Below are 23832 nucleotides of genomic sequence, written 5' to 3' on the forward strand. Positions count from 1 at the left end.
CCGGTACCTGGTCGGCGCCGTCGGGCGCTGACCGTTCCTGGTCGGAAACCGGCTGGACGAGGACCCGTGCCGTGCGCGCGGGTCCTCGGCGTTTGTCGTGTCGTGTCCGTTTCGGTCCTCGTTGTTTGTACTGACTTTTGCCGTGACGCTCCGGAGCGGTACGGTCATCGGTCAGAAGCACCATAGGGAAGGCGAAGGGCGTCGATGGCCATTGCCAAGGCCGAGCGGCTGATGAACCTGGCGCTGTGCCTGCTGGGGACGCGGCGGCCGCTCAGCAAGCGCGAGCTGCGGGAATCCATCGAGGCCTACCTCGAAGCGGGGAACGACGACTCCTTCAGCCGGATGTTCGAGCGGGACAAGGACGATCTCCGCGAACTGGGACTGGTGATCGAGACCGTCGAGAACCTGGACGGCGAGGTCGGCTATCTCGCACGCCGCGACAGCAACCGCCTGCCGCCCATCACCCTGGACGCCGAGGAGGCCGCCGCCCTCGGTCTCGCCGCCAAGGTCTGGCAGCAGGCCCGGCTCGCCGGCGCCGCCAGCGGCGCCCTGCAGAAGCTGCGCGCGGCCGGCCTCCCCGAGGACGTCGACCCGTACGAGGCCCACAGCGCCCTGGAGCCGCGGATCCCCGTGCACGAGGCCGCGTTCGAGCCGCTGATGCTGGCCTGCCGGGACCGCCGCCCGGTCGTCTTCGACTACCGCAAGGCCACCGCCGCCCACCCCGGGACCCGGAACGTGGAGCCCTGGGCCCTGGAGTGCTGGCGCGGCCACTGGTACCTGGCCGGCTGGGACCGCGACCGGGGTGCCGAGCGGGTGTTCCGGCTGTCCAGGATCACCGGGAAGGTCCGCTCCCGGGGCACCGGCTTCACCGTGCCGGTCCCGGACGTCGTCACCGTCCGCGAGACCGTGGCGAGCTGGGCCGGAGAGATCACCGACCGCTCCGCGCTGATCCGGCTGCGCTCGGGGTCCGGGTACCCCCTTCGGTCGAAGGCCACCGCGGTGCGGGAACTCGGTGACGGGTGGGACGAGTTGGAGATTCCGTACGGGCACGGGCTGGACGCCTGGCTCGTGGAGTTCGGGCCGGACGTGGTGGTTCTGGAGCCGGCCGAGCTGCGGGCGGACGTCGTGGACCGGCTGCGTGCCGTGGCCAAGGACTGATGGGGGAGCGGAGCAAGGCAGTGGCAGGCAAACCGGTCAGGCCCGTGAACGCCATCGACCAGACCCGGCGGATGCTCTCCCTGGTGACCTATCTGCGCGAGCGCCCCGGCGCCCGGATCGCGGACGTGGCGCGCGCCTTCGGCATCACCGAGGACGAGCTGGTCTCCGACCTGGACGTGCTGCCCATGTGCGGCACCAGCTTCCGGGGCGGCGACCTGCTGGACATCGACACCGACGGCGAGCGGATCTGGTGGCACAACGCGGCCGCGCTCGGCGAGGAGGCCGCCGAACCGCTCAGGCTCGCCGCCGACGAGGCGACCGCGCTCCTGGTCGCCGCCCGCGCGGTGGCCACCCTCCCCGGGCTGCGCGAGGGTGACCGGCAGGCGCTGCTGCGGGCCACCGCCAAGGTGGAGACCGCGGCCGGCGAGGCGGGCGACGCCAGCGCCCGGCTGTCGGTGACCTTCGAGTCCGAGGGCGGCGTCTTCGCCGACGTCGACCGGGCGATCGCCGAGCGCCGCCGGCTGTGGATCCGCTACTACTCACCGGCCCGCGACGAGCTCACCGAGCGCGAGATCGACCCCATCCGCCTGGTCAGCGTCGGCCACACCTACGTCGAGGCCTGGTGCCGCCGCTCCGAGGCGCGGCGCACCTTCCGGCTCGACCGGGTCGCCGAGATCAAGATCCTCGACGAGCCGTCCGCACCCCCCGAGATCGAGCTGCGCGACCTGTCCGAGGCCCTGGTGCAGCCGGCCGCCGAGGACCCCGAGGTGGTCGTCGAGGTCGGCCCGGCCGGCCGCTGGGTCGCCGAGTACTACCCGCACGACAGCGCGGATGAGCTTCCCGACGGCGGACTGCGTATTACCCTGCGCACCCCCGATCCGGCCTCCCTGCGCCGGCTGGCGCTCAGGCTCGGCGGCGACGGCCGGATCGTGTCACCGCCCGAGCTGGCCGACGCGGCCCGCCGGGCGGCCCGCGAGGCACTGGCGGCGTACGACCACGTTGTGCACGGCGATCAGGAAGGGCAGGGGCAACCGTTTTGAACGAGTCTTCGGGGGTTCTGAACGAGTCTTCGGGTTCCGCCGGCGCAGGCGCGCGGGAGATGACGGTCGCGGCCGCCTTCGCCGGGATGAGACGCGTGGCCCCCGTGGTGTTCAGAGCCGGCTGCCCGGACTGCCGCGGCAGTTTCGAGCTCACCGCGAGCGCCCTGCGGCTGGCCATCGGAGCCACCAGCAAGACGACGTTCTACTCGTTCACCTGCCCCGACTGCGGGGCCGCCGTCCGCAAGCCCGCCGGCGAGCGCATCGTCGAGCTGCTCACCGGCGGCGGGGTCAGGACGCTGCGGCTGCACCCCACCGTCTAGGCTCGGGCCCATGTTCTGGGCGATGGTCGCGGTAGCTGTGGGTTTCGTGGGTCTCGCCGTGCTCGGCGTGCTCGCCGTCCGGGTCTTCCTGGAGGCGCGCCGGCTGGGAGCGCAGGTCGCGGACTCGGCACGGCGGATCAACCGGGCCGCCGAGGACCTGGAGCGGGCGGCCGCCAGCGCGGCCCGTACTGTGGACACGCTGTGACCGCCGCTGTGGAAGCGGTGTGAGTAGTGGGCCGCGAGCGGTTTGCGTCACTTCGCCCTGTCACGGTGCCCGCAGGGGCAGGTACGCTGCTGAACGCGGCACGGAGAACGAGGCCCGTTCCGCGGACCGGGAGTACGCACGGGGATTGCCTCACGTTTACCCCTGAGCGTTACGATCGCTGACAGCACGATCAATCGGACGCATGTCCGACGGATCGCACAGCACCCCACCCAGCCGCCTCGGTGAGAAGGTAAAGACTTATGTTCGGAAGGCTCGGAGCCCCCGAGATCATTCTCATCCTTGTCGTCGTCATCCTGCTGTTCGGCGCGAAGAAGCTTCCGGACATGGCGCGCTCGCTCGGCAAGTCCGCTCGCATCCTCAAGAGCGAGGCGAAGGCGATGAAGGAAGACGGCAACACCACCACCTCCGCTCAGGCGCCCGCCTCCGGCGAGCAGTCCCAGGCCCAGCGCACCATCCAGGCGGCCCCCGGCGACGTGACCAGCTCCCGCCCGGTCAACGAGCCGTCGGACACCACCCAGCGCTGACGCAAGGCCGGTAGTCCCCGGCCTGCCGCACGAGATGAGGACGTGGGTTGCCAAAGTCTGCCCGCAAGCAGGAGAAGGATCCCGAGGGGCGTATGCCTCTCGCGGATCACCTTCGTGAGCTCCGCAACCGGCTCGCGAAGGCCATGCTGGCCATCGTCATCGTGACGGTGGTCGCTGCCTTCTTCTACAACGACATCATCAACTTCCTGACCAAACCGATCCTCGACTCGATCGGTTGTCACCAGACCTTCTCGCAGATCAACAGCCAGGGTGGCAGTGAGAAGTGCGCCACGATCACCATCGACGGCCTGCTCGCCCCCTTCACCCTCGCCCTCCAGGTCTCCCTGACGGCCGGCGTCGTCTTCGCCTCGCCGATCTGGCTGTACCAGCTGTGGGCCTTCGTCGCCCCGGGTCTGCACAGGAACGAGAAGAAGTACGCCTACGCGTTCGTCTTCACCGGCGCCCCGCTGTTCCTCGGCGGCGCGTACTTCGCTTACGCGGTGCTGCCCACCACCGCCAAGGTGCTGATCGACTTCACCCCGAGCGGCAGCATCGCCAACCTGCTGCCGCTGGACGACCTGCTCCAGCTGGTCACCCGCATGGTGATCGTCTTCGGCCTCTCCTTCGAGCTGCCCCTGCTGCTGGTGATGCTCAATCTCACCGGAATCATCACCGGCAGGCGGATGCTCGGCTGGTGGCGGGCGATGATCCTCGGCATCACGGTCTTCGCGGCCGTCGCCACCCCGAGCACCGACCCGCTCTCCATGCTGGCGCTCGCCGGACCGATCTGGGTGCTGTACTTCGGCGCGGTCGCGTTCTCCCTCCTCAACGACCGGCGCAAGCGCCGCCGCGACGCCGACGCACTCGACGACGACGAGGCCTCCGACCTCGACCTCACCCCCGAGGACGTCGGCGAGATCGAGACCGTCTCCGCCAGCCGCGCGCTGCCCGAGGGCCCGGACCGGGTCAACGGCTACGACGACGTGACCTGACAGGGCGACCAAAGCCACCGAGAGGTGCCCGCGTCCCACGACGCGGGCACCTCTTCGTCGTCCGTTGTCCCATGTTCCGGATAATGATCGTCCTGTTGTCAGTGGGGACCGGTACGCTCGAAAGCACGATGACAGAGGACCTCTCACCGGCCGAGCGGTATGCGGCGGCCCGCAGGCGGGCCGCCGAGCAGGCCACCGCGCTCGCTTCTTTCCGCGAGATGTACGACTTCGGCCTCGACCCCTTCCAGATCGAGGCCTGCCAGGCACTCGAAGCCGGAAAGGGCGTACTGGTGGCCGCCCCCACCGGCTCCGGCAAGACGATCGTGGGCGAGTTCGCCGTCCACCTCGCCCTCAGGCAGGGCAAGAAGTGCTTCTACACGACACCCATCAAGGCACTGTCGAACCAGAAGTACGCAGACCTCTGCCGCCGCTACGGCGACGGCATGGTCGGCCTGCTCACCGGTGACAACAGCATCAACCCGGACGCCGCCGTGGTCGTCATGACCACCGAGGTCCTGCGGAACATGCTGTACGCGGGCTCCCAGACCCTCATCGGCCTCGGCTACGTGGTCATGGACGAGGTCCACTACCTCTCCGACCGCTTCCGCGGCGCCGTCTGGGAAGAGGTGATCATCCACCTCCCGGAGTCCGTGACCCTGGTCTCCCTGTCGGCCACCGTCTCCAACGCCGAGGAGTTCGGCGACTGGCTCGACACCGTCCGCGGCGACACCGAGGTCATCGTCTCCGAGCACCGGCCCGTCCCGCTGTTCCAGCACGTGCTCGCCGGACGCCGGATGTACGACCTGTTCGAGGAGGGCGAGGGCCACAAGAAGGCCGTCAACCCCGACCTCGCCCGGCTGGCCCGGATGGAGGCACAGCGTCCGTCGTTCCAGGACCGCAGACGCGGCCGAGCCATGCGCGAGGCCGACCGCGAGCGGGAGCGCCGGCAGCGGTCCCGGGTGTGGACACCGGGCCGCCCCGAGGTCATCGAACGGCTCGACGCCGAGGGCCTGCTGCCCGCCATCACCTTCATCTTCAGCCGCGCCGCCTGCGAGGCCGCCGTCCAGCAGTGCCTGTACGCGGGCCTCAGACTCAACGACGACGAGGCACGGGAGAAGGTGCGCGAGCTCGTCGAGGAGCGCACCTCGTCGATCCCGCCGGAGGACCTGCACGTCCTCGGCTACTACGAGTGGCTGGAGGGCCTGGAGCGCGGCATCGCCGCCCACCACGCCGGCATGCTCCCGACCTTCAAGGAGGTCGTCGAGGAGCTGTTCGTACGCGGCCTTGTGAAGGCCGTGTTCGCCACCGAGACCCTCGCACTCGGCATCAACATGCCCGCCCGCTCGGTCGTGTTGGAGAAGCTCGTCAAGTGGAACGGCGAGCAGCACGCCGACATCACCCCGGGCGAGTACACCCAGCTGACCGGCCGTGCGGGCCGGCGCGGCATCGACGTCGAGGGCCACGCGGTGGTGCTGTGGCAGCGCGGCATGAGCCCCGAGCACCTCGCCGGGCTCGCCGGCACCCGCACCTATCCGCTGCGGTCCAGCTTCAAGCCGTCGTACAACATGGCGGTCAACCTGGTCGACCAGTTCGGGCGGCACCGCTCGCGGGAGCTGCTGGAGACGTCGTTCGCGCAGTTCCAGGCCGACAAGTCGGTCGTCGGGATCTCCCGCCAGGTGCAGCGCAACGAGGAAGGGCTCGCCGGCTACAAGGAGTCCATGACCTGCCACCTCGGCAACTTCGAGGAGTACGCGCAGCTGCGGCGGGAGTTGAAGGACCGGGAGACCGAACTGGCCCGGCAGGGCGTGTCCCAGCGGCGCGCCGAGGCCGCCGTTGCACTGGAGAAGCTCAAGCCGGGCGACGTCATCCATGTGCCGACCGGCAAGTACGCCGGCCTTGCCCTGGTGCTGGACCCCGGGCTGCCCGCCGGGCGGTCCAACGGCCACCGCGGCTTCGAACAGCACGACGGGCCCCGGCCGCTGGTGCTGACCGCCGAGCGGCAGGTCAAGCGGCTCGCCGCCATCGACTTCCCGGTGCCGGTCGAGGCGCTGGAGCGGATGCGGATCCCCAAGTCCTTCAACCCCCGCTCCCCGCAGTCCCGCCGGGACCTCGCCTCCGCGCTGCGCACCAAGGCCGGGCACATCCCACCGGAGCGCGCCCGCAAGAAGCGGTCGCAGGCGGCCGACGACCGGGAGATCGCACGGCTGCGCACGGCGATCCGGGCGCACCCCTGCCACGGCTGCAACGACCGTGAGGACCACGCCCGTTGGGCCGAGCGCTACCACCGGCTGATCCGGGACACCTCACAGCTGGAGCGGCGGATCGAGGGGCGGACCAACACCATCGCCCGGACCTTCGACCGGATCGTGGCGCTGCTGACCGAGCTGGACTACCTGCGCGGCGAGGAGGTCACCGTACACGGCAAGCGGCTGGCGCGGCTGTACGGCGAACTCGATCTGCTCGCCAGCGAGTGCCTGCGGGAGGGCGTCTGGGAGGGGCTCGGCCCCGCCGAACTCGCCGCGTGCGTCTCGGCGCTGGTCTACGAGGCCCGGGTCGGCGACGACGCGATGGCGCCGAAGCTGCCCTCCGGCAAGGCCAAGGCCGCACTCGGCGAGATGGTGCGGATCTGGGGACGGCTGGACGCCCTTGAGGAGGAGTTCCGGATCACGCAGACCGAGGGCGTCGGCCAACGGGAACCGGACCTCGGGTTCGCCTGGGCCGCGTACATGTGGGCCACCGGGATGGGCCTTGACGAGGTGCTGCGGGAGGCGGAGATGCCTGCCGGGGACTTCGTCCGCTGGTGCAAGCAGGTCATCGACGTGCTGGGCCAGATCTCGGCCGCGGCCCCGGTGGAGGGTTCGACGGTGGCGAAGACCGCGCGCAAGGCGGTCGACCTGGTGCTGCGCGGAGTCGTCGCCTACTCGTCGGTGGGATGACGGGTGTGAGCCCGTGAGGCCTGTCCGGCGGATCCGATCCGCCGGACAGGCCCCCGCGTTCGGTACGGGCTCAGCGCTTGAGCGTGAAGGTGAAGTCGCCGGAGAGCCTGCTGTTCAGCCGGACCGCCGACACCACCTTCCCCTCCGTGACCAGCCGCTCGACCTCGGCCCGCGGAAGACCGCAGCCTTCGGCGATCAGCCGCACCGGCCGGACCGGGATCCGCGCCGCGAAGCGGACCGAGACATCGATCACCTCGCGGTCCAGGTGATCCGATCCGCCGGTGTCGAGCCGCCAGGCGTCACCCCAGTCCAGGGCGATGCGGTTACGGTGCCGCACGACCGGGTCCTGGAGCAGCTCGGCTGTCAGACCGGGGTCGTTCGCATGCAGCCGGTCCAGCAGCTCGGGTCGTACGGAGCGCACGTTCGCCCGCTCCAGGAGCGTCAGCTTCGCCGTCTCCCCGCACCCGGTGCAGAGCACGAGGAGCCAGGCGTCGATGAGCTTGTGGTGTGCGTTGACGCGGAACTTGCCGCTCGCCCGGAAACGTTCCGACGCGCACGTGTGGCAACGGCGCAGGACAAGCGGCAGGCAGGTGGGCATGACCACCCAGTTGGTGAGCACAGAAGTACACCGGTTCCAGTGAGAAATCCGCAGCAAAAAGAGGCGCGGCGCACAGCACAGGCGCGACGCGCGACCGATCAGCGCTCGGGAGGTCTCACACGGTGTACAACGGCACGTCCTTGGTCAGACGACTGGGTCCGGCAGCACGGTAACGGCGCACAGCGGCGCCGCTCCACTGGTTTTCCGGGCTTTCCCAGGGCCCGACGCGGCTGTCAGCGCTCCGCCAGGAAGGCCCGCCAGCCTCCGTGGTGCGTGATGTCCTCGGCGCCCGCCAGCGCACCCGGCTCGCACAGGAAGCCGGGGACGCTGGTGCCGTCGGCCAGTTCCACGCTGCCCAGGGCCATGGGACGGGGGAGCACGGCCAGCAGGCGGCCCAGGCCCTCGGCCGGCAGGCTCCAGATCTCCGTCTCGATCGCCGCGCCGCCCGCTCCCACGTTCACCAGGCCCGGCTTGGGCGGAGTCGTCGGCAGGGCGTGGAGGCGGTACGCCGCGGCCGTCGTCGTCGTGCGGTCCAGTACCCCGCCCAGGGCCAGGAGCTGGGGATTGAGCGGCTGGCCCGTCAGGTGGGCGCCCACCACCGCCAGGCTCACCCTCGGTTCCAGGGCGCGGGCGATGGTGGCCAGACGGCCGTCCGTGAACGCCGGGCCGACCAGCATCACGCCGAACGGCAGGCCGTTCACCTCGCCCGCCGGTACCGCCACCGCCGCCAGGTCGAAGAGGTTCGTGGAGTTGGTGAAGCGGCCCAGGCGGGCGTTGGCACCCAGGGGGTCGGCCGCCACCTCGGCGAGGGTGGGGTGGCCGGGGGTGGTGGGGAGCAGCAGGGCGTCCGCGTCGGCGAGTTCGGCCAGGGCGCGGATGCGCAGGGCCGTCAGCCGCTCCTGGTCGGCGAAGAGCCGGTGGGCCGGGATGTCCCGGGCCCGGGTGATGATGCCGGCGACCGTGGGGTCGAGGCCCTCGCCACCGGACGAGATCAACTTGTCTACAAAGGGGCCTACCGCCGTGTAGCGCTCGGCCACGAACGCGCCCTCGTAGAGCATCGCGGCCGCTTCGGTGAAGGGGGTCAGATCGATGGGGCGGATCGAGGCGCCGGTGGCGGCCAGACGGTTCACCGTCTCCTCGTACGCCTCGGCCCAGCCCTCGTCCAGCTCGCCGAGCTGGGGGAGGGGCGGGACGGCGATGCGCCAGGGGCCTGGGGGGCGCTGGGGGAGGGGTGGGAGGGGGCGGTCCGGGTGGTATGTCACATGGCACTCGCTTTGGTATGTGACATAGCACAGGGCCTGCTCCGCCTCCGCGAGCGTCCGCGCGAACACCGTCACACAGTCGATCGACGCGCAGGCCGGCACCACTCCCGCCGTCGGCACCAGGCCGCGGGTCGGTTTCAGGCCGACGATGCCGTTGAAGGCCGCCGGTACCCGGCCGGAGCCGGCCGTGTCCGTGCCGAGGGCGAGGTCGACGATGCCCAGGGCCACGGCGACCGCCGAGCCGGAGCTGGAGCCGCCGCTGATCCTGGCCGGGTCGACGGCGTTGCGGACCGCGCCATAGGGGGAGCGGGTGCCGACCAGGCCCGTCGCGAACTGGTCGAGGTTGGTCGTGCCGAGGGCCAGGGCGCCGGCCGCGCGCAGCCGGGCCACCACCGGGGCGTCGGCCTCCGGTTCGTAGGCGTACGCCGGGCAGCCCGCGGTCGTGGGCAGTCCGTGGACGTCGATGTTGCCCTTGGCGGCGAACAGCCGCCCGGCGAGCGGCAGGTGTTCGCCCGAGGCCACCCGCTCGTCGATCGTGCGGGCCTCCGCCTCGGCCTCCTCCTGCGGGCGCAGGTCGATCCAGATCTCGGGCCGGTCGACGGCCTCGATGCGTGCGTAGGCGGCACGGACACGGGAGACGGTGCTGGACATGGTCTTGCTCCTCGGGGTCAGTTCCGGGCCGGCGCCAGGACGAGCAGGGCGGTCCCGGCCTCCACCTGGTCGCCGGGCCGCGCCAGGATCTCCGTGACCACACCGGTCATCGGTGCGTGCACCCTGGACTCCATCTTCATCGCCTCCAGCGCGAGCAGGGGCTGGCCGGCGGTCACCTCGTCGCCGGGCGCCACGTTCAGCTGCCAGACGGAGGCCGCGAACTCGGCCTCTATCAGGCGGCCGCCCGGCGGCACCGCCACCTCGGTGGGCTGGGCGGCGGGTGCCGTCACCGCCTCTGCCCGTGCGAACTCGCCGGCCGCTTCCCAGGCGTCCCGCTCCGCGGCGAAGGCCTGCTGCTGGCGTGCCCTGAACCCGGCGATCGGGTCCGCGTTCGTGGCGAGGAACTCCTGGTAGGACGCGAGGGAGAAGGTTCCCTCCTCGATGCGTGGCACGAACCGGCCGGAGGTGATGTCGGCGCGCAGGTCGAGGAGTTCGTCCGCGGACACCGGGTACCACCGGATCCGGTCGAAGAAACGCAGCAGCCACGGCATGCCCGGTTCGAACGCGCCGCGCTGCTGCCAGCCCGACCACACCTGGGTCGTACGGCCCACGAACTGGTAGCCGCCCGGGCCCTCCATGCCGTAGATGCACAGGTAGGCGCCGCCGATGCCGACGGAGTTCTCGGCGGTCCAGGTGCGGGCCGGGTTGTACTTCGTGGTGACCAGGCGGTGGCGCGGGTCGAGGGGGGTGGCGACCGGGGCGCCCAGGTAGACGTCGCCGAGGCCCAGGACCAGGTACTCCGCGTCGAAGACGGTGCGGTAGACGTCGTCGACCGAGTCCAGGCCGTTGATCCGGCGGATGAACTCGATGTTCCAGGGGCACCAGGGGGCGTCGTCGCGGACGCCCGCCATGTAGCGGGCGATCGCCTCGCGGGTCGCCGGGTCGTCCCAGGAGAGGGGCAGGTGGACCGTGCGGGAGGGGACCACCAGTTCGTCGGTGGGCGGCAGACTGAGGACGATCTCCCGTACGGTGGGCAGGAGTTCGGCCTGGGCGAGGAGGCGCGGGTCGGTCTGGATCTGGAGCGAGCGGATCCCCGGAGTCAGGTCCGTGACCCCGGGCAGGTCCGCCGCCGTCACCGCCTCCATCAGGGCGTGGACGCGCATCCGCAGGGCGAGGTCCAGCTGCATGGGGCCGAACTCGACCAGCAGGTTGTCGTCGCCGCTGCGCCGGTAGGTCACGTCACCGTCCCGGGCCAGGACACCGCCGTCGACGATCTCGGGGCGGGGCGCGCCCGTCACGTCGACCGGGGTGAAGCGGACCGTGTCGCCGGGCCGGAGCTGGCCGAGTTTCCAGCGTTCGCCGCTGAGCACGGTCGCCGGGCACACGAAGCCGCCCAGGGAGGGGCCGTCGGGGCCGAGCAGGACCGGCATGTCGCCGGTGTAGTCGACGGCACCGACCGAGTACGGGGTGTCGTGGATGTTGGACGGGTGCAGGCCCGCCTCGCCGCCGTCGGTGCGCGCCCAGCGCGGCTTGGGGCCGACCAGGCGGACGCCGGTGCGCGCCGAGTTGAAGTGCACCTTCCACTCGGCCGCGTAGAAGTCGCGGATGTCGTCCTCGGTGAAGAACTCCGGCGCGGCGTGCGGGCCTTCGACGGCCGCGAGGTGCCAGACGGCGGTGAAGCGCGGGCGGTCGGCGACCGGCTCGCCGTCCGTCACCGCCCCGCCGTGCAGGACGTCGCCGGTGCGCAGGGCCCGGCCGCCGTGGCCGCCGAACCGGCCCAGGGTGAAGGTGCTCGCGCTGCCGAGGAAGGCGGGGACGTCCAGGCCGCCGCCGGCGAACAGGACGTAGGTGCGCAGGCCGTGCCCGGCCGGGGCGCCGATCTCCAGCAGGCCGCCGGCCGGGACCGTCACCGGCTCCCACTGGGCGGCCGGGGTGCCGTCGACGGTCACCGGGGCCGGGGCGCCGGTCACGCAGACGGTGGTGGGGTGGGTGAAGCGCAGGGTCGGGCCCTGGAGGGTGCATTCGAGGCCGGGCGCGCTCTCCGGGTTGCCCAGGGCGTGGTTGCCGAGGAGGAAGGAGCGGTCGTCCATCGGGCCGCTCGGGGGGACGCCGACCTGCCAGTAGCCGGTGCGGCCCGGCCAGTCCTGGACCGTGGTGAGGGTGCCGGCGGCGACGACCTCGATCCGGGGGGTGGGATCGCTGACCGTGGCGAGGGTCGCCGTGGAGTGGGCGGCGGCGCGGAACGCGGGGTCGGCGAGCGCCGCGCGCACCAGGCCGAGGTTGGTCTCGATGCCGTCGACGCGGGTGCCGGCCAGCGCCTCGCCCAGTCGGCGCAGCGCCTGGGCGCGGTCGGGGCCGTACGCGATGACCTTGGCGAGCATCGGGTCGTACGACGTCGTCACCTCGGTGCCGGTCTCCACCCAGCCGTCGACGCGTACGCCCTCCGGGAACTCGACCCGGGTCAGCAGGCCCGCGCTGGGCCGGTGTTCGCGGGTCGGGTCCTCGGCGTAGACGCGGGCCTCGACGGCGTGGCCGCGCGGTGTGCCCGGGTCGCGGACCACGTCGGTCTCGCCCCGGGCGAGGCGCAGCATCCAGGCGACCAGGTCGACGCCGTAGATCTCCTCGGTGACCGGATGTTCCACCTGGAGGCGGGTGTTGACCTCCAGGAAGTAGGCCTCCTCGCGGGCGGCGTCGTACACGAACTCGACCGTGCCCGCGGAGCGGTAGCCGACCGAGGCGCACAGGTCGCGGGCGGAGGTGGCGAGTTGGGCCCGGATGTGCGGGGGCAGGCCGGGGGCCGGGGCCTCCTCGACCACCTTCTGGTTGCGGCGCTGGAGGGAGCAGTCCCGGTCGCCGAAGGTGACGACCCGGCCCGCGCCGTCGCCGAAGACCTGCACCTCGACATGGCGGGCGTGCTCGACCAGGCGTTCCAGGAAGACCCCGGCGGAGGAGAAGGAGGCGGCGGCGACCCGCTGGACGCGGTCCCAGGCGTCGGTCAGTTCATCGGCCGATCGACATGCCGACATGCCGATGCCGCCGCCACCGCCGGTGGCCTTGAGCATGACGGGATAGCCGATGGCGGACGCCTCGCGGAGGGCCTCGGCCAGGTCGGCCAGCAGCCCGGTGCCCGGTGCCAGGGGTACGCCGGCCGCCTCGGCCGCCGCCCGTGCGGTGTGCTTGGCGCCGAACAGTTCCAGGTGCTCGGGGGTCGGGCCGACGAAGACGATCCCGGCCTCCTCGCAGCGCCGGGCGAAGGCGGCGTCCTCGGACAGGAAGCCGTAGCCGGGGTGGATCGCGCCCGCGCCGGTGTCCTTGGCTGCCTTCAGGACCAGGTCGGCGTCGAGGTACGACTCCTTCGCGGGCGCCGGGCCGAGGCGGACCGCCTCGTCGGCCAGGCGTACGTGCGGGGCCGAGCGGTCGGGGTCGGAGTAGACGGCGACCGTGCGCAGGCCAAGCTCGCGGGCGGTGCGGATGATGCGGACGGCTATTTCGCCGCGGTTGGCGATCAGCAGGGTGTCGAAGGTCATCCCGCGGCTCCGGTGATCGTCATCTGTACGGCCGTCGGGTCGAAGCCGTTGCAGGGGTTGTTGATCTGGGGGCAGTTGGAGACCAGGACGAGGACATCGCGTTCGGCGCGCAGGGCGAGCTTCCGGCCGGGGGCCGAGAGGCCGTCGACGATGCCGAGGGTGCCGTCCTTCTCGACGGGCACGTTCATGTACCAGTTGATGTTGGAGACGAGGTCGCGTTTGCCGAGGCCGTGTTTGGCGCCCTCCGCGAGGAAGTTGTCCACGCAGGCGTGCTGGGACCAGGTGTGGTGGCCGTAGCGCAGGGTGTTGGACTCCTTGGAGCAGGCGCCGCCGACCGTGTCGTGGCGGCCGACCTCGTCCTCGGTCACGGTCATCAGCGGGGTGTGCTCGTTGGAGAGCAGCACGCTGCCGGTGGTGAGGAAGATGGAGCCCTGGGCGTGGATGGTGTCGGGGGCGCTGTAGCGGACCGAGGTGTCGTGGGCGTCGTAGACGAGGAAGTCGACGGCCTGGTTGCCGTGCAGGTCGGTGATGGTGAGGGTGTCGCCCTCGCGGATCACGGCGGACCAGGCGGCGCGGGCCGGGACGACGGTCTGCGTGCTCATGCGAGCCCCCTCGCGGCGAGGAATTCGTGGGTGTTGAGGAAGGCGCGGCGGCCTTCGGGGGTGGCGTCCCAGAGGGGGTCGCCGGGCGGGGTGGGGGCGGCGCGCCAGGCCAGGACCTCCAGGGGGGTGCTGACGTAGTCGGGGCGCGGGTCGGCCGGGTGCGGGACGTTGGCGATCAGTACGGTCAGGTCCTGCTCGGCGCGGAGCGTGACGCTGCCGCCGGGGCCGGCCGAGCCGGTGAAGTCCAGCGTGCCGTCGTCGCGCACCTCCACGCCCTGGAAGAACGACAGGGAGGGCGGCAGGTCGCGCGGTTCCAGGCCGTTCTTGGCCGCCGCCAGCTTGAAGAGCTCGCGGCCGGCGGGGGACGGCGACTGCGGGGTGCCGTCGCCGTAGCGGTCGGTGTTGCGGACCAGGGTGGAGGTGCCGCACAGGGCGTCGTGCCGGCCGGAGGTGTCGGCGACCACCGAGGCGAGGACCCGGCCCTGGTCGGAGAGGAGCAGCACGCCCTCGCCGAGGTAGGCGTTCCACTGGACCTTGACGGTGTCGGCGACGTTCAGCCGCTCCCAGGGGCGCCCGTCGGCGTACAGCAGGAGGTGGGCGCAGGCGTCGCCGACCGGGTCGGTCAGCCGCAGCTCGGTGCCGCGGGCCAGGACGCGGTGCGTGTAGTTGCCGCCCGCCACCGTCTCGGCCCACACCAGGTGGCCCGCCTCGCAGGGCGGGTCCGGCCAGTCGGCCGCCGGTACCACGGGCATGGCCTCGGCGCGGGTGCCCTCCTGTGCGCGGGCGTGCGCCCGGGCTCCGTACGTGGTCGCTGTCGCCATCGCTGACCTCCGGCTCCTTGGACTGGGGTTGGACTCGGGTTGGACTCGGGGAGGTTTCTGTCGCTCGACAGAAATTAGGGGCGGGCCGGGTCGGCGGCGTTGCCGTGGCGTTCCGGCCCGGTTACCGAGGGCTCACCGGGGGCCGGCGGCCCGGAGGGCGGGGCGTCGGCGTGATCGCCGTACGACGTGGTGTGCGAGGATCGAACGCATGGGGACGAGCAGTGGCCGCCGGGTCGGCCGGCCGCGGGCCGCGCAGCGACCGGACAGCGGCCTTGAGCCGCGGGTCGAACTGCTCGCGGCCGCCGCCGAGTTGTTCACCACCCATGGCTACGCGGCCACCACCACCCGGGCCGTCGCCGAGCGCGCGGGCATGCGGCAGGCGTCGATGTACCACTACGTCTCCGGCAAGGAGGAGCTGCTCGCCGAACTGCTGGAGTCCACCGTCACGCCGTCCCTGGCCTGTGCGCGGGAGCTGCTCGCCGACGATGTGACCCCGGCCGAGGAGCGGCTGCGGGTCCTGTGCCGGGCCGACGTGGAGCTGCTGTGCGCCGGGCCGCACAATCTCGGCGCGCTCTACCTGCTGCCCGAGGTGCACACCGAGCGGTTCGCCGGCTTCCATGCCGTACGGGCCGAACTCAAGGACGCCTACCGGCAGTTGATCGCCGCCACGGCGGCCGGCGGGGCGCTGGCCAAGGGGGAGCTGGAGCTGCGGACCGATCTCGTCTTCGGGCTGATCGAGGGCGTCATCCTCGTCCACCGCTCCGAACCGGAGCGCCCCGCCCACGAGTTCGCCCGCGCCACGGCCGAGGCCGCGCTGCGGATCGTAGGAGTCTGAGGGGTCTCGCGGGGCGGCGGAGGTTTCGCTCCGGAGGCTCCTTTCACTCGTCACGGTGAGTGACCCCGTACGTCTGTGCGCCGTGACGGGCTGTGTTCGAATGAATGCCCTCTGTGCAAAACGACCGAGGGTACTCCAGTCCTTCGGGCGTTTTCAGGTGCTTGCCGAATATGACACGGCGTTGATCCGGTCGGACTAAGCTCGCCCGCGGCGCACCGAGTTGAGGTGAATTCGTGCGCCTGTTCCCAAACATACGGAAGATCCAGACTGCTCCATGAACCTTCCCCCCACGAGCTCCCCCGACACCCAGCCGATTCGTCTCAGAAGGCATACATGGTGAGTGTGCAATCGCCTCCCGATGGCCGTGAACTTTCCCTGGCGCGCGTGCTGTTGCTGCCCGCCATACTGATGGCCGCGGCGACCGCCGCCGCCGTCGTCCTGGTGGCGGGATCCGCCCGGATCGCCGTCGGCGTGTGCGGGGCCGTCGGCATGCTGCTGGTGCTCGCGACGGCGGCGGAAGCGGTGCGCCGCGGCCGTAGGCTCCGGGACGCCCGGGCCGAGCACGACCGTCACAGTGCGTATCTGGAACGGCGCCTCACCACGAGCGACGAGGAGATCGACCGCCTCGGCAGGGAGGTCTTCCCGACCGCGCTCTACCGGCTGAAGGCCGGCGAGTCACCCAAAGAGGTGGTTCGCCAGGTCTTCGACGTCGACCCGCGGATGCGCCACGCCCCCGAGTCGCAGCGCCGGCTGATCCGCATCATGCTCGACATCGTCGACGAGGAAGACCTCCAGCGCGACTCCCTGGAGCGCTCATTCGTCAGCGTCGCCCGCCGGGTCCAGGCCATCGTCCACCAGCAGGCCCACGAACTGCGGGAGATGGAGGAGGACCACGGCCGCAACCCCGAGGTCTTCGACGACCTGCTGCGCATCGACCACGGCACCGCGCTGATCGGACGCCTCGCCGACTCGGTCTCCGTGCTCGGCGGCGGCCGCCCGGGCCGCCAGTGGCCCAACCCCGTCGCCCTCTACAGCGTGCTGCGCGGCGCCATGTCCCGGATCCTGGAGTACCGGCGCATCGAGCTGCACTCCATCTGCCAGGTCAACATCAAGGGCACCTCCGTCGAGCCGGTCATCCACGCGGCCGCCGAACTCCTCGACAACGCCACCCGCTACTCGCCGCCCTCCACGAAGGTGCACGTCACCGCCGTCGAGGTGCAGTCCGGCGTGTGCATCGAGATCGAGGACGCCGGCGTCATCCTCAACGAGGAGGCCCGCGGCCGCCTGGAGGGCCTGCTGGAGAAGGCCAAGCAGGGCAAGGACATCCAGGTCCTCGGCGAGAACCCGCGCCTCGGCCTCTCGGTCGTGGGCCGCCTGTGCAAGACGTACAACATGGACGTCTCGCTGCGCGCCTCCGCGTACGGCGGCGTCCGGGCCGTGCTCATCGTGCCCAGCGACATGATGACCACCGACCCCGCCCCCGGCATCGCCCACGGCATCGGCGCCACCGGCATCCCGAAGCCCGAACTCGGCGCCCTCGAAGGCCCCAAGCGCCCGCCCAAGAAGCGCCGGCCCACCAGCCCCCGCATCCCCGCCGGGATCTCCATGGAGGACGACGTCCCCGAGGTCACCGAATGGACGGCCGGCGGGCTGCCACAGCGGCGCAGCCGGATGAAGACGCCGCTCAGCCAGCGGCTCGCCGAGCAGGCGGCCATCGAGCGCGCCGAACGCGAGGGCACCCCGACCATCTGGTCGCAGCACCAGGAACCAGAGCCCGAGCAGCCGGAGCCGGAGCGCCGCGAGCCCGGCCTCTGGGTCGAGGCGTTCTGGGAGGGGCTCAAGAAGAACAACCCGGGTGTCCACCCCACCGACTTCACCCGGAACCCCACCAAGTACCTGCATCTGATCAACGATCCGGCCGGCACCGAGGCCGATGACGAGGGGGACCTCAAGTGATCCAGCAGCGAGGCAACTTCGACTGGATGCTCAAGCAACTCGCCGACGGGGTACCGGGCGTCGAGATGATCGTCGTGCTCTCCGCCGACGGACTGCGCATCGCCCGGCACGGCGGCGACCCCGACGCCGCCGACCGGCTCGCCGCGGCCTGCGCGGGCGTGCAGAGCCTGGCCAGCGCCGTCGCCCAGGAACTCCCCATCAGCAACGGCGACATGAACCTCGTCCTGATCGAGATCGACAGAGGCTACTTCTACCTCATGTCCGCCGGCGCCAACGCCTACCTCGCGGTGCTCGCCGACGTGACGTGTGAGCCGGGCCGGATGAGCGAGATGATGCGCGACCTCGTCGTCCGCATCGGTGCCCACCTCACCAGTCCGCCCCGGCGGAACGGGCAGACCGTATGACTCCTCCGCAACGCAAACGGCGCCAGCCCAGGCCGGAGCTCGTCACGCCCACCGTCCCGTCCGCGCCGCCGACCCCCGAGAGCGGCGGCGAGGACGGCGACAACAAGAACCCCGAACGGCTCTACGTCATCAGCGGTGCCGACGGCGCCCGGGCCGAACTCGACCTGGTCACCTTAATCGTGGCGCGCGCCGCCCCACCGCCCTCCGTCACCCCGGAGCAGGCGGCGCTGCTCCGGCTCTGTCTCGCCCCCCTGTCCGTGGCCGAGCTCTCGGCCTACCTCAACCTGCCGTTCAGCGCGATGACGGCGCTGATCACCGAGCTGATCACGGCCGAACTGGTGCAGGCGCGCGCTCCGATCGTCCGCCAGGCGCTCCCCGACCGGTCACTTCTCGAAGCGGTGATGCATGGACTTCAAAAGCTCTGACACGATCCCCGGCCCCCGCACCGAGGACCATCTGCCGCACACCGCCCAGGCCGCGGTGAAGATCGTGATCGTGGGCGGTTTCGGGGTCGGCAAGACCACCATGGTCGGTTCCGTCAGCGAGATCAGACCGCTGACCACCGAGGAGACCATGACCCAGGCCGGTATCGGGGTCGACGACAACTACGGCTCCGAATCGAAGACCGCCACCACCGTGGCCATGGACTTCGGCCGCATCAGCATCACCGACCAACTGGTCCTCTACCTCTTCGGCACCCCCGGCCAGGAACGCTTCTGGTTCCTGTGGAACGGCCTGTTCGAAGGCGCCCTCGGTGCGGTCGTCCTCATCGACACCCGGCGCCTGGAGGTCAGCTTCGACGTCATGGGACGGCTGGAGGAGCGCGGGGTGCCGTTCGTCGTCGCCGTCAACTCCTTCCCGGACGCGCCCCGTTACCCCATCGAGGAACTGCGCACCGCGCTGGACCTGTCGCCCGAGATCCCCATCATCGAGTGCGACGCCCGCCGCCGGGCCTCCAGCCGTGACGTCCTGATGACCCTGATGCGCTTCCTGCACTCGCTCGCCATGTCCGGCGCGCTCACCTGACACCTCTTTCAGACTCTTTTTCGGACTCTTTCAGATCTTTTCGGAGCGATCACTGTGACGCCTGAATCCCCCTTCCCGGCCGGCGCCGGCACGGACCCCGTTCCACCGCCCGGCTGTCCGGCGCACGACCGCGGCCCCGGCGGACTCCAGCGGCTCTACGGCGCCGACGCGGACCACCTGGGCGAGCTGTACGAGAAGCTGCGCGAGGAACACGGCTCCGTGGCGCCCGTCCTGCTCCACGACGACGTACCGATCTGGGTGGTCCTCGGGCTCACCGAGAACCTCCAGATGGTCCGCACCCCCGCCGTCTTCACCCGGGACAGCCGCATCTGGACCCCACTGCGCGAGGGCATGGTCAAGCCCGACCACCCCCTCATGCCGCACATCGCCTGGCAGCCCATCTGCTCCCACGCCGAGGGCGACGAGCACCTGCGGCTGCGCGCGGCGGTCCAGGGCGCCATGACCACCATCGACCACCGCAGCATCCGCCGCCTGATCGGCCGCTACACCCAGCTGCTGGTCAACGAGTTCTGCGAGAAGGGCCGCGCCGAACTGGTCTCCCAGTACTCCGAGCACCTGCCGATGGCGGTCATGTGCGAACTCCTCGGCATGCCCGAGGAGTACAACGACCGGATCGTGGAGGCCACCCGGGACGCGCTCAAGGGCACCGAGACCGCGATCGCCAGCAACGAGTACGTCATGGGCTGCCTGACGCGGCTCACCGCCCGGCGCCGGGCCCGCTCCGAGGACGACTTCACCAGCCACCTCGTCAACCACCCGGCCGGGCTCAACGACGACGAGGTCGCCCAGCACCTGCGGGTCGTTCTCTACGCCGCCTACGAGACCACCGCCAACCTGCTCGCCAACGCGCTGCGCATGGTTCTCACCGAGCCCGGCTTCCGCGCCCAGCTCAACGGCGGCCAGATGACCGTGCCCGAGGCGATCGAGCAGTCCCTGTGGGACGAGCCGCCGTTCAGCACCGTCTTCGCCTACTTCGCCAAGCAGGACACGGAACTCGGCGGCCAGCGCATCCGCAAGGGCGACGGACTGCTGTACGCGCCCGCGCCGGGCAACGTCGACCCGCGCGTCCGCCCCGACCTCAACGCCAACATGCAGGGCAACCGCTCCCACCTCGCCTTCGGCGGCGGCCCGCACGAGTGCCCCGGCCAGGACATCGGCCGTGCCATCGCGGACGTCGGCGTCGACCAGCTGCTGACCCGCCTCTCCGACATCCAGCTCGACTGCGACGAGGAGGAGCTGCGCTGGCGCGCCTCGATCGCCTCCCGGCACCTGGTGGATCTCCCGGTGCGCTTCGACCCCAAGCCGAAGCAGGACGTCACCCTCATGCCGAGCCCGGCCCTCGTCCCCCCGCAGCGCACCGACTGGCAGGTCGGCACGGGCCGCCCGGCAGCGCCCGCACCGGCCGCCGAGCCCCAGCCGGCCGCGCCCGTGGCCGTGTCCGCCCCCGAACCGGCCAGGCCGCGCGGCATCTGGCCCAGGCTGCGCCGCTGGTGGCTGGGCCGTTAAAGGACCTGGTGACCGGCCCACGCCTCGTACGACTCCCAGGCCTGCAGCGTTCGCCCGCTGCACAGCCGGTGCGCCACCCCCGTGACCGGATCGGTGAACTCCAGCCGCCGCGCCAGCAGTTGCAGCGGACGCCGGAAGTCACCGTCCGGCACGGGGCCGGCCACCTCGGGATACAGGGGATCCCCGAGGATCGGCACGCCCAACGCGTTCATGTGGACGCGCAGTTGGTGGGTCTGCCCGGTGCGCGGGGTGAGCCGGTACCGGCCCAGGTCTCCTCTGCGTTCGACCAGTTCGACGAGGGTCTCCGCGTTGGGCTCCCCTTCGATCTCCCGAGCCGCCAGTACCCCGCGCTCCTTGAGGATCCGGCTGCGTACGGTCCGGGAAACGGCCAGCGACGGGTCGTACGGCGCGATCGCCTCGTACTCCTTGCGTACCCGCCGCTCGCTGAACAGCCTCTGGTACGCGCCCCGCTCCGTGGGCCGCACGGTGAACAGCACGAGCCCGGCCGTGAGCCGGTCCAGCCGGTGCGCGGCCCCGAGCGCGGGGATCCCCAGCTCCCGCCGCAGCCGGGCGAGGACGGTCTCGGTGACGTGACTGCCGCGTGGGGTGGTGGCGAGGAAGTGCGGCTTGTCGGCGACGACGAGGTGGTCGTCGCGGTGGACGACTTCAAGGGGGAAGGGGACGGGGACCTCGGGGGGCAGGTCGCGGTGGAAGAAGAGGTAGCGGCCGGGGGTGTAGGGCGTGTGGGCGGCGACGGGGTGTCCGTCGACGTCCACCACCGACCCTGAGTCCAGCATCTCGACGACGACGCCGGGCGCGGCTCCGGAGAGCCGCGCCACGAGGTATTCACCGACGGTCTCCCACTCCCCGGAGAAGGGCAACCGCACCCGAACGGGATCCACCCCTTGCCGCTGGGGGAGGGGGGAGGGCGGTACAGAGGTCTTACGTCTCATTGCAGCCAAGGGTAAGTGCGACGCCCCTTCTTTAGGGGCGCGGGGAACTGCGCGACCAGCCCCCACGCACCCGCACCCGACCGACTACGCCACAGGTTCCGGCAAAGCGACCGCGCTCCTGGACTCCGCCCGCGCAAGCCGCCAAACCCCGCCCACCACAACAGTCCCGACCAGGAACAACACGGTGAACCACCTGAAGTACCAGTGACCCCCCGCCGGGTCGTACACCGCCCCCCGAGGCCACGCCAGATTCACGGTCATCACCAGCCCGTACAGCAGCGCGACCGCGTTCACCGGCACCCCCCACCGCCCCAGTGAGAACAGCGGTGCCCCGGTCTCGTCCGTCCCCTCGACCCGGAACCCGCCCCGCAGCCGCCGCACCAGCAGCGGCCCGGTCACCATCGCGTAGGCGAGGTACAGCATCACGATGCATGTGGTCCCGATCGCCAGGAACGCGTCCGGCGAGGCGAAGTTGAGCAGCAGCAGCACACCGGCCAGCACCCCCACCACCACGGCCGGCGCACCCGGCATCCCGGTACGCGGATTCACCCGCGCCAGCCGCTCGGCGAACGGCAGCTGCCCGTCCCGCGCCATGGAGAACAGCATCCGGGAGGCCGCGGTCTGGATCGCGAGCGTCGCCACCGCGATCGCCACCACCACGTCGGCCAGCAGCACCCGGCCCACCCCGTCCCCGAGGCTGCTGGTCAGGACGTAGCTCAGCCCGTCGACCCCCAGGTGCCCGTCGGTCAGGCTGGGCGCGGCCAGCAGGCCGCCCAGGATGACCAGGCCGCCGAGCAGGCCCGCGGCGGTCAGCGCCGTGAGGATCGTGCGAGGGGCCGTCCGCCGCGGCTGGTGCGTCTCCTCGCTCATCTCGCCCGCGCTGTCGAAGCCGATCATCACGTACGCGGCCGTGAACGAACCGACCAGCAGGGCGCCCAGCAGACCGCCCTCGGCGGCCGTACCGGTGTGGAACGTGATGCCCGGGGAGCGCTTGGAGTGGGTGAGCAGCAGCACGATGATCAGTACGGCACCGATGATCTCGGCGGTCACCCCGACCCGGTTGATCACGGACATCACCCGGTTGTCCAGGACGTTCACGAGGGTGGTCAGCACCAGCAGTACGACGCCCAGCACAGCGGCGTTGGCGGCCCCGTCGGCCGAGGTCGGCGAAGCATCCGTGCCGATCAGCTGGAAGCCGGACCACAGCGCGGGCAGCACCATCTGCAGCGCGAGCGCGGCCGCCGCGACCACCACGATCTGCCCGATCACCATGATCCAGCCGGCGAACCAGCCGAAGGTCGGGTTCGACAGGCGTGAGGACCACTGGTAGATGGCGCCGGAGATCGGGTAGCGCCCGGCCAGCTCGGCGAAGCACGCGGCCACCAGCAGCTGGCCGACCATCACGGCCGGCCAGGCCCAGAAGAAGACCGGGCCGCCGAACGCGTACCCGAAGGCGAAGAACTGGAAGACGGTCGTCAGTACGGAGATGAAGGAGAACCCGGCGGCGAACGAGGCGTACCGGCCGAGGCTGCGGTGCAGCTCCTGGCGGTAGCCGAACTCCTCCAGGGAGTGGTCGTCGAGTGTCGTCACGGCGGTACCTGCCTGTCAGGCGGACTTCCTGTCGAGGACGGAAATCGCGGATTTCCTGTCGGGCGACAGAAATTAGGGACGCGCTGTTTCGGAAGCGTCACGCGGGCGTGTCCGGGGCGGGCCCAAGTCCTCACGCTCTTGCGGAGTCCCCTCAGACGCGATACATCGTGTGTATTGACCGTCGGAGTCGAGTCACGATATGTTCGGCCACGGATATTCGGAAGCGAGGTGGTCGGTGTGGCGGTGAAGCGGCGCAAGCTCAGCAATCCTCTGGCGCTCGTCGTGCTGACGACCCTCTGGCAGAAGCCGATGCATCCGTACGAGATCGCCCAGACCATGCGCCGTCAGGGCAAGGACACCAGCACCCGGATCAACTACGGCTCGCTCTACACGGTCATGCAGAACCTGGAGAAGCACGGCTTCGTCGAGGTGGCCGACGTGGAGCGGCAGGGCAACCGCCCGGAGCGCACGGTCTACGGCATCACCGACGCCGGCCGCGAGGAGATGATCCACTGGCTGTCCGACCTGATGGCCGTCCCGGCGAAGGAGTACCCGATCTTCGAGACGGCGCTCTCGCTGATGGGCGCCCTGCCGCCGGACGAGGTCGAGCGCCTGCTGGAGGAGCGGCTGAGCTCCCTGGAGGTGGAGGTCGCCGGCGGCAGGGCCGTGCTGGAGAAACTGCACGAGACGCTGCCCCGGCTGTTCGTCGTCGAGGTCGAGTACCACCTGCACATGCTGGAGGCGCAGACCGAATGGGTCCGCGGCTTCGTGCGGGAGCTGCAGGACGGTTCGCTGCCGGGCGTCGAGGGCTGGCGCCAGTTCCACGAGACCGGCGAACTGCCGCCGGAGTTCACGGAGGTGGAGCAGCAGTAGCGAGAGCTGCG

General features: G+C 71.2%; 21 protein-coding genes. 14 read left to right on the forward strand and 7 right to left on the reverse strand.

Features of this window, described 5'->3' with window-relative positions; genetic code table 11:
* Nucleotides 1-204: 204 nt before the first annotated feature.
* From KVT45_RS22855 to KVT45_RS22885, 7 genes are all read left to right on the forward strand, one after another.
* On the forward strand, nucleotides 205-1158 hold the full coding sequence (locus KVT45_RS22855) for a YafY family protein (protein WP_217550323.1): 954 nt from the start codon (nucleotides 205-207) through the stop codon (nucleotides 1156-1158).
* Between the two features lie 20 nt (nucleotides 1159-1178).
* On the forward strand, nucleotides 1179-2198 hold the full coding sequence (locus tag KVT45_RS22860) for a YafY family protein (protein ID WP_217550325.1): 1020 nt from the start codon (nucleotides 1179-1181) through the stop codon (nucleotides 2196-2198).
* 59 nt (nucleotides 2199-2257) lie between these two features.
* Entirely contained in the window at nucleotides 2258-2518 is a 261-nt protein-coding gene (locus KVT45_RS22865; RefSeq protein WP_217550327.1) for a hypothetical protein, read from the forward strand.
* Between the two features lie 10 nt (nucleotides 2519-2528).
* Complete coding sequence (locus KVT45_RS22870; RefSeq protein WP_217550329.1) at nucleotides 2529-2723, forward strand: hypothetical protein; 195 nt, start codon at nucleotides 2529-2531, stop codon at nucleotides 2721-2723.
* A gap of 260 nt (nucleotides 2724-2983) precedes the next feature.
* Nucleotides 2984-3268 (forward strand): Sec-independent protein translocase subunit TatA, encoded by a 285-nt coding sequence (tatA, locus tag KVT45_RS22875; protein ID WP_089103088.1) that lies wholly within the window; start codon nucleotides 2984-2986, stop codon nucleotides 3266-3268.
* A 47-nt stretch (nucleotides 3269-3315) separates the two neighbouring features.
* The gene (gene tatC, locus KVT45_RS22880) at nucleotides 3316-4260 is read left to right on the forward strand and encodes a twin-arginine translocase subunit TatC (RefSeq protein WP_217550331.1); all 945 of its coding nucleotides are present in this window, start codon (nucleotides 3316-3318) and stop codon (nucleotides 4258-4260) included.
* 83 nt (nucleotides 4261-4343) lie between these two features.
* Complete coding sequence (locus tag KVT45_RS22885; RefSeq protein WP_217550333.1) at nucleotides 4344-7196, forward strand: RNA helicase; 2853 nt, start codon at nucleotides 4344-4346, stop codon at nucleotides 7194-7196.
* Between the two features lie 70 nt (nucleotides 7197-7266).
* On the opposite strand, the gene KVT45_RS22890 is transcribed toward KVT45_RS22885, so the two are convergent.
* From KVT45_RS22890 to KVT45_RS22910, 5 genes are all read right to left on the reverse strand, one after another.
* Nucleotides 7267-7815, reverse strand: coding sequence for a DUF1062 domain-containing protein (locus KVT45_RS22890; protein WP_217550335.1), 549 nt, complete (start codon nucleotides 7813-7815; stop codon nucleotides 7267-7269).
* Nucleotides 7816-8027: 212 nt separating this feature from the next.
* Nucleotides 8028-9707 (reverse strand): allophanate hydrolase, encoded by a 1680-nt coding sequence (gene atzF / locus KVT45_RS22895; RefSeq protein WP_217550337.1) that lies wholly within the window; start codon nucleotides 9705-9707, stop codon nucleotides 8028-8030.
* A 17-nt stretch (nucleotides 9708-9724) separates the two neighbouring features.
* The gene (locus KVT45_RS22900) at nucleotides 9725-13234 is read right to left on the reverse strand and encodes a 5-oxoprolinase/urea amidolyase family protein (protein WP_217550339.1); all 3510 of its coding nucleotides are present in this window, start codon (nucleotides 13232-13234) and stop codon (nucleotides 9725-9727) included.
* Complete coding sequence (locus KVT45_RS22905; protein ID WP_217550341.1) at nucleotides 13231-13836, reverse strand: urea amidolyase associated protein UAAP2; 606 nt, start codon at nucleotides 13834-13836, stop codon at nucleotides 13231-13233. Before KVT45_RS22905 ends, KVT45_RS22900 begins: the two co-directional genes overlap by 4 nt.
* Entirely contained in the window at nucleotides 13833-14657 is an 825-nt protein-coding gene (locus KVT45_RS22910; protein ID WP_217550343.1) for an urea amidolyase associated protein UAAP1, read from the reverse strand. The genes KVT45_RS22905 and KVT45_RS22910 overlap by 4 nt, the downstream gene beginning before the upstream one ends.
* Nucleotides 14658-14865: 208 nt before the next feature.
* On the opposite strand from KVT45_RS22910, the gene KVT45_RS22915 reads away from it, so the two are divergent.
* The 6 genes from KVT45_RS22915 to KVT45_RS22940 all read left to right on the forward strand — a co-directional run bounded on the left by KVT45_RS22915 (nucleotide 14866) and on the right by KVT45_RS22940 (nucleotide 20405).
* Nucleotides 14866-15492: a TetR/AcrR family transcriptional regulator gene (locus tag KVT45_RS22915; protein WP_217550345.1), complete on the forward strand. Its 627-nt coding sequence runs from the start codon at nucleotides 14866-14868 to the stop codon at nucleotides 15490-15492.
* A gap of 333 nt (nucleotides 15493-15825) precedes the next feature.
* Nucleotides 15826-17448: an ATP-binding protein gene (locus KVT45_RS22920; protein WP_217550347.1), complete on the forward strand. Its 1623-nt coding sequence runs from the start codon at nucleotides 15826-15828 to the stop codon at nucleotides 17446-17448.
* Complete coding sequence (locus tag KVT45_RS22925; RefSeq protein WP_089103096.1) at nucleotides 17445-17852, forward strand: roadblock/LC7 domain-containing protein; 408 nt, start codon at nucleotides 17445-17447, stop codon at nucleotides 17850-17852. Before KVT45_RS22920 ends, KVT45_RS22925 begins: the two co-directional genes overlap by 4 nt.
* Entirely contained in the window at nucleotides 17849-18277 is a 429-nt protein-coding gene (locus tag KVT45_RS22930) for a DUF742 domain-containing protein (RefSeq protein ID WP_217550349.1), read from the forward strand. Before KVT45_RS22925 ends, KVT45_RS22930 begins: the two co-directional genes overlap by 4 nt.
* Nucleotides 18258-18878, forward strand: coding sequence for an ATP/GTP-binding protein (locus KVT45_RS22935; RefSeq protein ID WP_217550351.1), 621 nt, complete (start codon nucleotides 18258-18260; stop codon nucleotides 18876-18878). The genes KVT45_RS22930 and KVT45_RS22935 overlap by 20 nt, the downstream gene beginning before the upstream one ends.
* Nucleotides 18879-18932: 54 nt before the next feature.
* Nucleotides 18933-20405: a cytochrome P450 gene (locus KVT45_RS22940; RefSeq protein ID WP_217550353.1), complete on the forward strand. Its 1473-nt coding sequence runs from the start codon at nucleotides 18933-18935 to the stop codon at nucleotides 20403-20405.
* Here the strand turns inward: KVT45_RS22940 and KVT45_RS22945 are convergent.
* Together KVT45_RS22945 and KVT45_RS22950 are read right to left on the reverse strand one after the other, a co-directional pair.
* Nucleotides 20402-21358, reverse strand: a complete 957-nt coding sequence (locus KVT45_RS22945; protein ID WP_217550355.1) for an RluA family pseudouridine synthase — start codon at nucleotides 21356-21358, stop codon at nucleotides 20402-20404. The genes KVT45_RS22940 and KVT45_RS22945 overlap by 4 nt on opposite strands.
* A gap of 84 nt (nucleotides 21359-21442) precedes the next feature.
* Nucleotides 21443-22948 (reverse strand): amino acid permease, encoded by a 1506-nt coding sequence (locus tag KVT45_RS22950; RefSeq protein ID WP_217550357.1) that lies wholly within the window; start codon nucleotides 22946-22948, stop codon nucleotides 21443-21445.
* Between the two features lie 237 nt (nucleotides 22949-23185).
* On the opposite strand from KVT45_RS22950, the gene KVT45_RS22955 reads away from it, so the two are divergent.
* Nucleotides 23186-23821, forward strand: coding sequence for a PadR family transcriptional regulator (locus KVT45_RS22955; protein ID WP_217550359.1), 636 nt, complete (start codon nucleotides 23186-23188; stop codon nucleotides 23819-23821).
* The last annotated feature ends 11 nt before the right edge of the window (nucleotides 23822-23832 follow it).

The organism is Streptomyces sp. GbtcB6 (assembly GCF_019091475.1).
Lineage (GTDB): Bacteria > Actinomycetota > Actinomycetes > Streptomycetales > Streptomycetaceae > Streptomyces > Streptomyces hyaluromycini.

Excerpts from the sequence above, each read along its gene's own strand:
- KVT45_RS22855 (WP_217550323.1), top strand. The coding sequence starts at position 205 with ATGGCCATTGCCAAGGCCGAGCGGCTGATGAACCTGGCGCTGTGCCTG.
- KVT45_RS22865 (WP_217550327.1), top strand. The coding sequence starts at position 2,258 with ATGACGGTCGCGGCCGCCTTCGCCGGGATGAGACGCGTGGCCCCCGTG.
- KVT45_RS22870 (WP_217550329.1), top strand. The coding sequence starts at position 2,529 with ATGTTCTGGGCGATGGTCGCGGTAGCTGTGGGTTTCGTGGGTCTCGCC.
- tatA (WP_089103088.1), top strand. The coding sequence starts at position 2,984 with ATGTTCGGAAGGCTCGGAGCCCCCGAGATCATTCTCATCCTTGTCGTC.
- KVT45_RS22885 (WP_217550333.1), top strand. The coding sequence starts at position 4,344 with ATGATCGTCCTGTTGTCAGTGGGGACCGGTACGCTCGAAAGCACGATG.
- atzF (WP_217550337.1), bottom strand. The coding sequence starts at position 9,707 with ATGTCCAGCACCGTCTCCCGTGTCCGTGCCGCCTACGCACGCATCGAG.
- KVT45_RS22900 (WP_217550339.1), bottom strand. The coding sequence starts at position 13,234 with ATGACCTTCGACACCCTGCTGATCGCCAACCGCGGCGAAATAGCCGTC.
- KVT45_RS22905 (WP_217550341.1), bottom strand. The coding sequence starts at position 13,836 with ATGAGCACGCAGACCGTCGTCCCGGCCCGCGCCGCCTGGTCCGCCGTG.
- KVT45_RS22910 (WP_217550343.1), bottom strand. The coding sequence starts at position 14,657 with ATGGCGACAGCGACCACGTACGGAGCCCGGGCGCACGCCCGCGCACAG.
- KVT45_RS22915 (WP_217550345.1), top strand. The coding sequence starts at position 14,866 with ATGGGGACGAGCAGTGGCCGCCGGGTCGGCCGGCCGCGGGCCGCGCAG.
- KVT45_RS22920 (WP_217550347.1), top strand. The coding sequence starts at position 15,826 with ATGGTGAGTGTGCAATCGCCTCCCGATGGCCGTGAACTTTCCCTGGCG.
- KVT45_RS22930 (WP_217550349.1), top strand. The coding sequence starts at position 17,849 with ATGACTCCTCCGCAACGCAAACGGCGCCAGCCCAGGCCGGAGCTCGTC.
- KVT45_RS22935 (WP_217550351.1), top strand. The coding sequence starts at position 18,258 with ATGGACTTCAAAAGCTCTGACACGATCCCCGGCCCCCGCACCGAGGAC.
- KVT45_RS22945 (WP_217550355.1), bottom strand. The coding sequence starts at position 21,358 with ATGAGACGTAAGACCTCTGTACCGCCCTCCCCCCTCCCCCAGCGGCAA.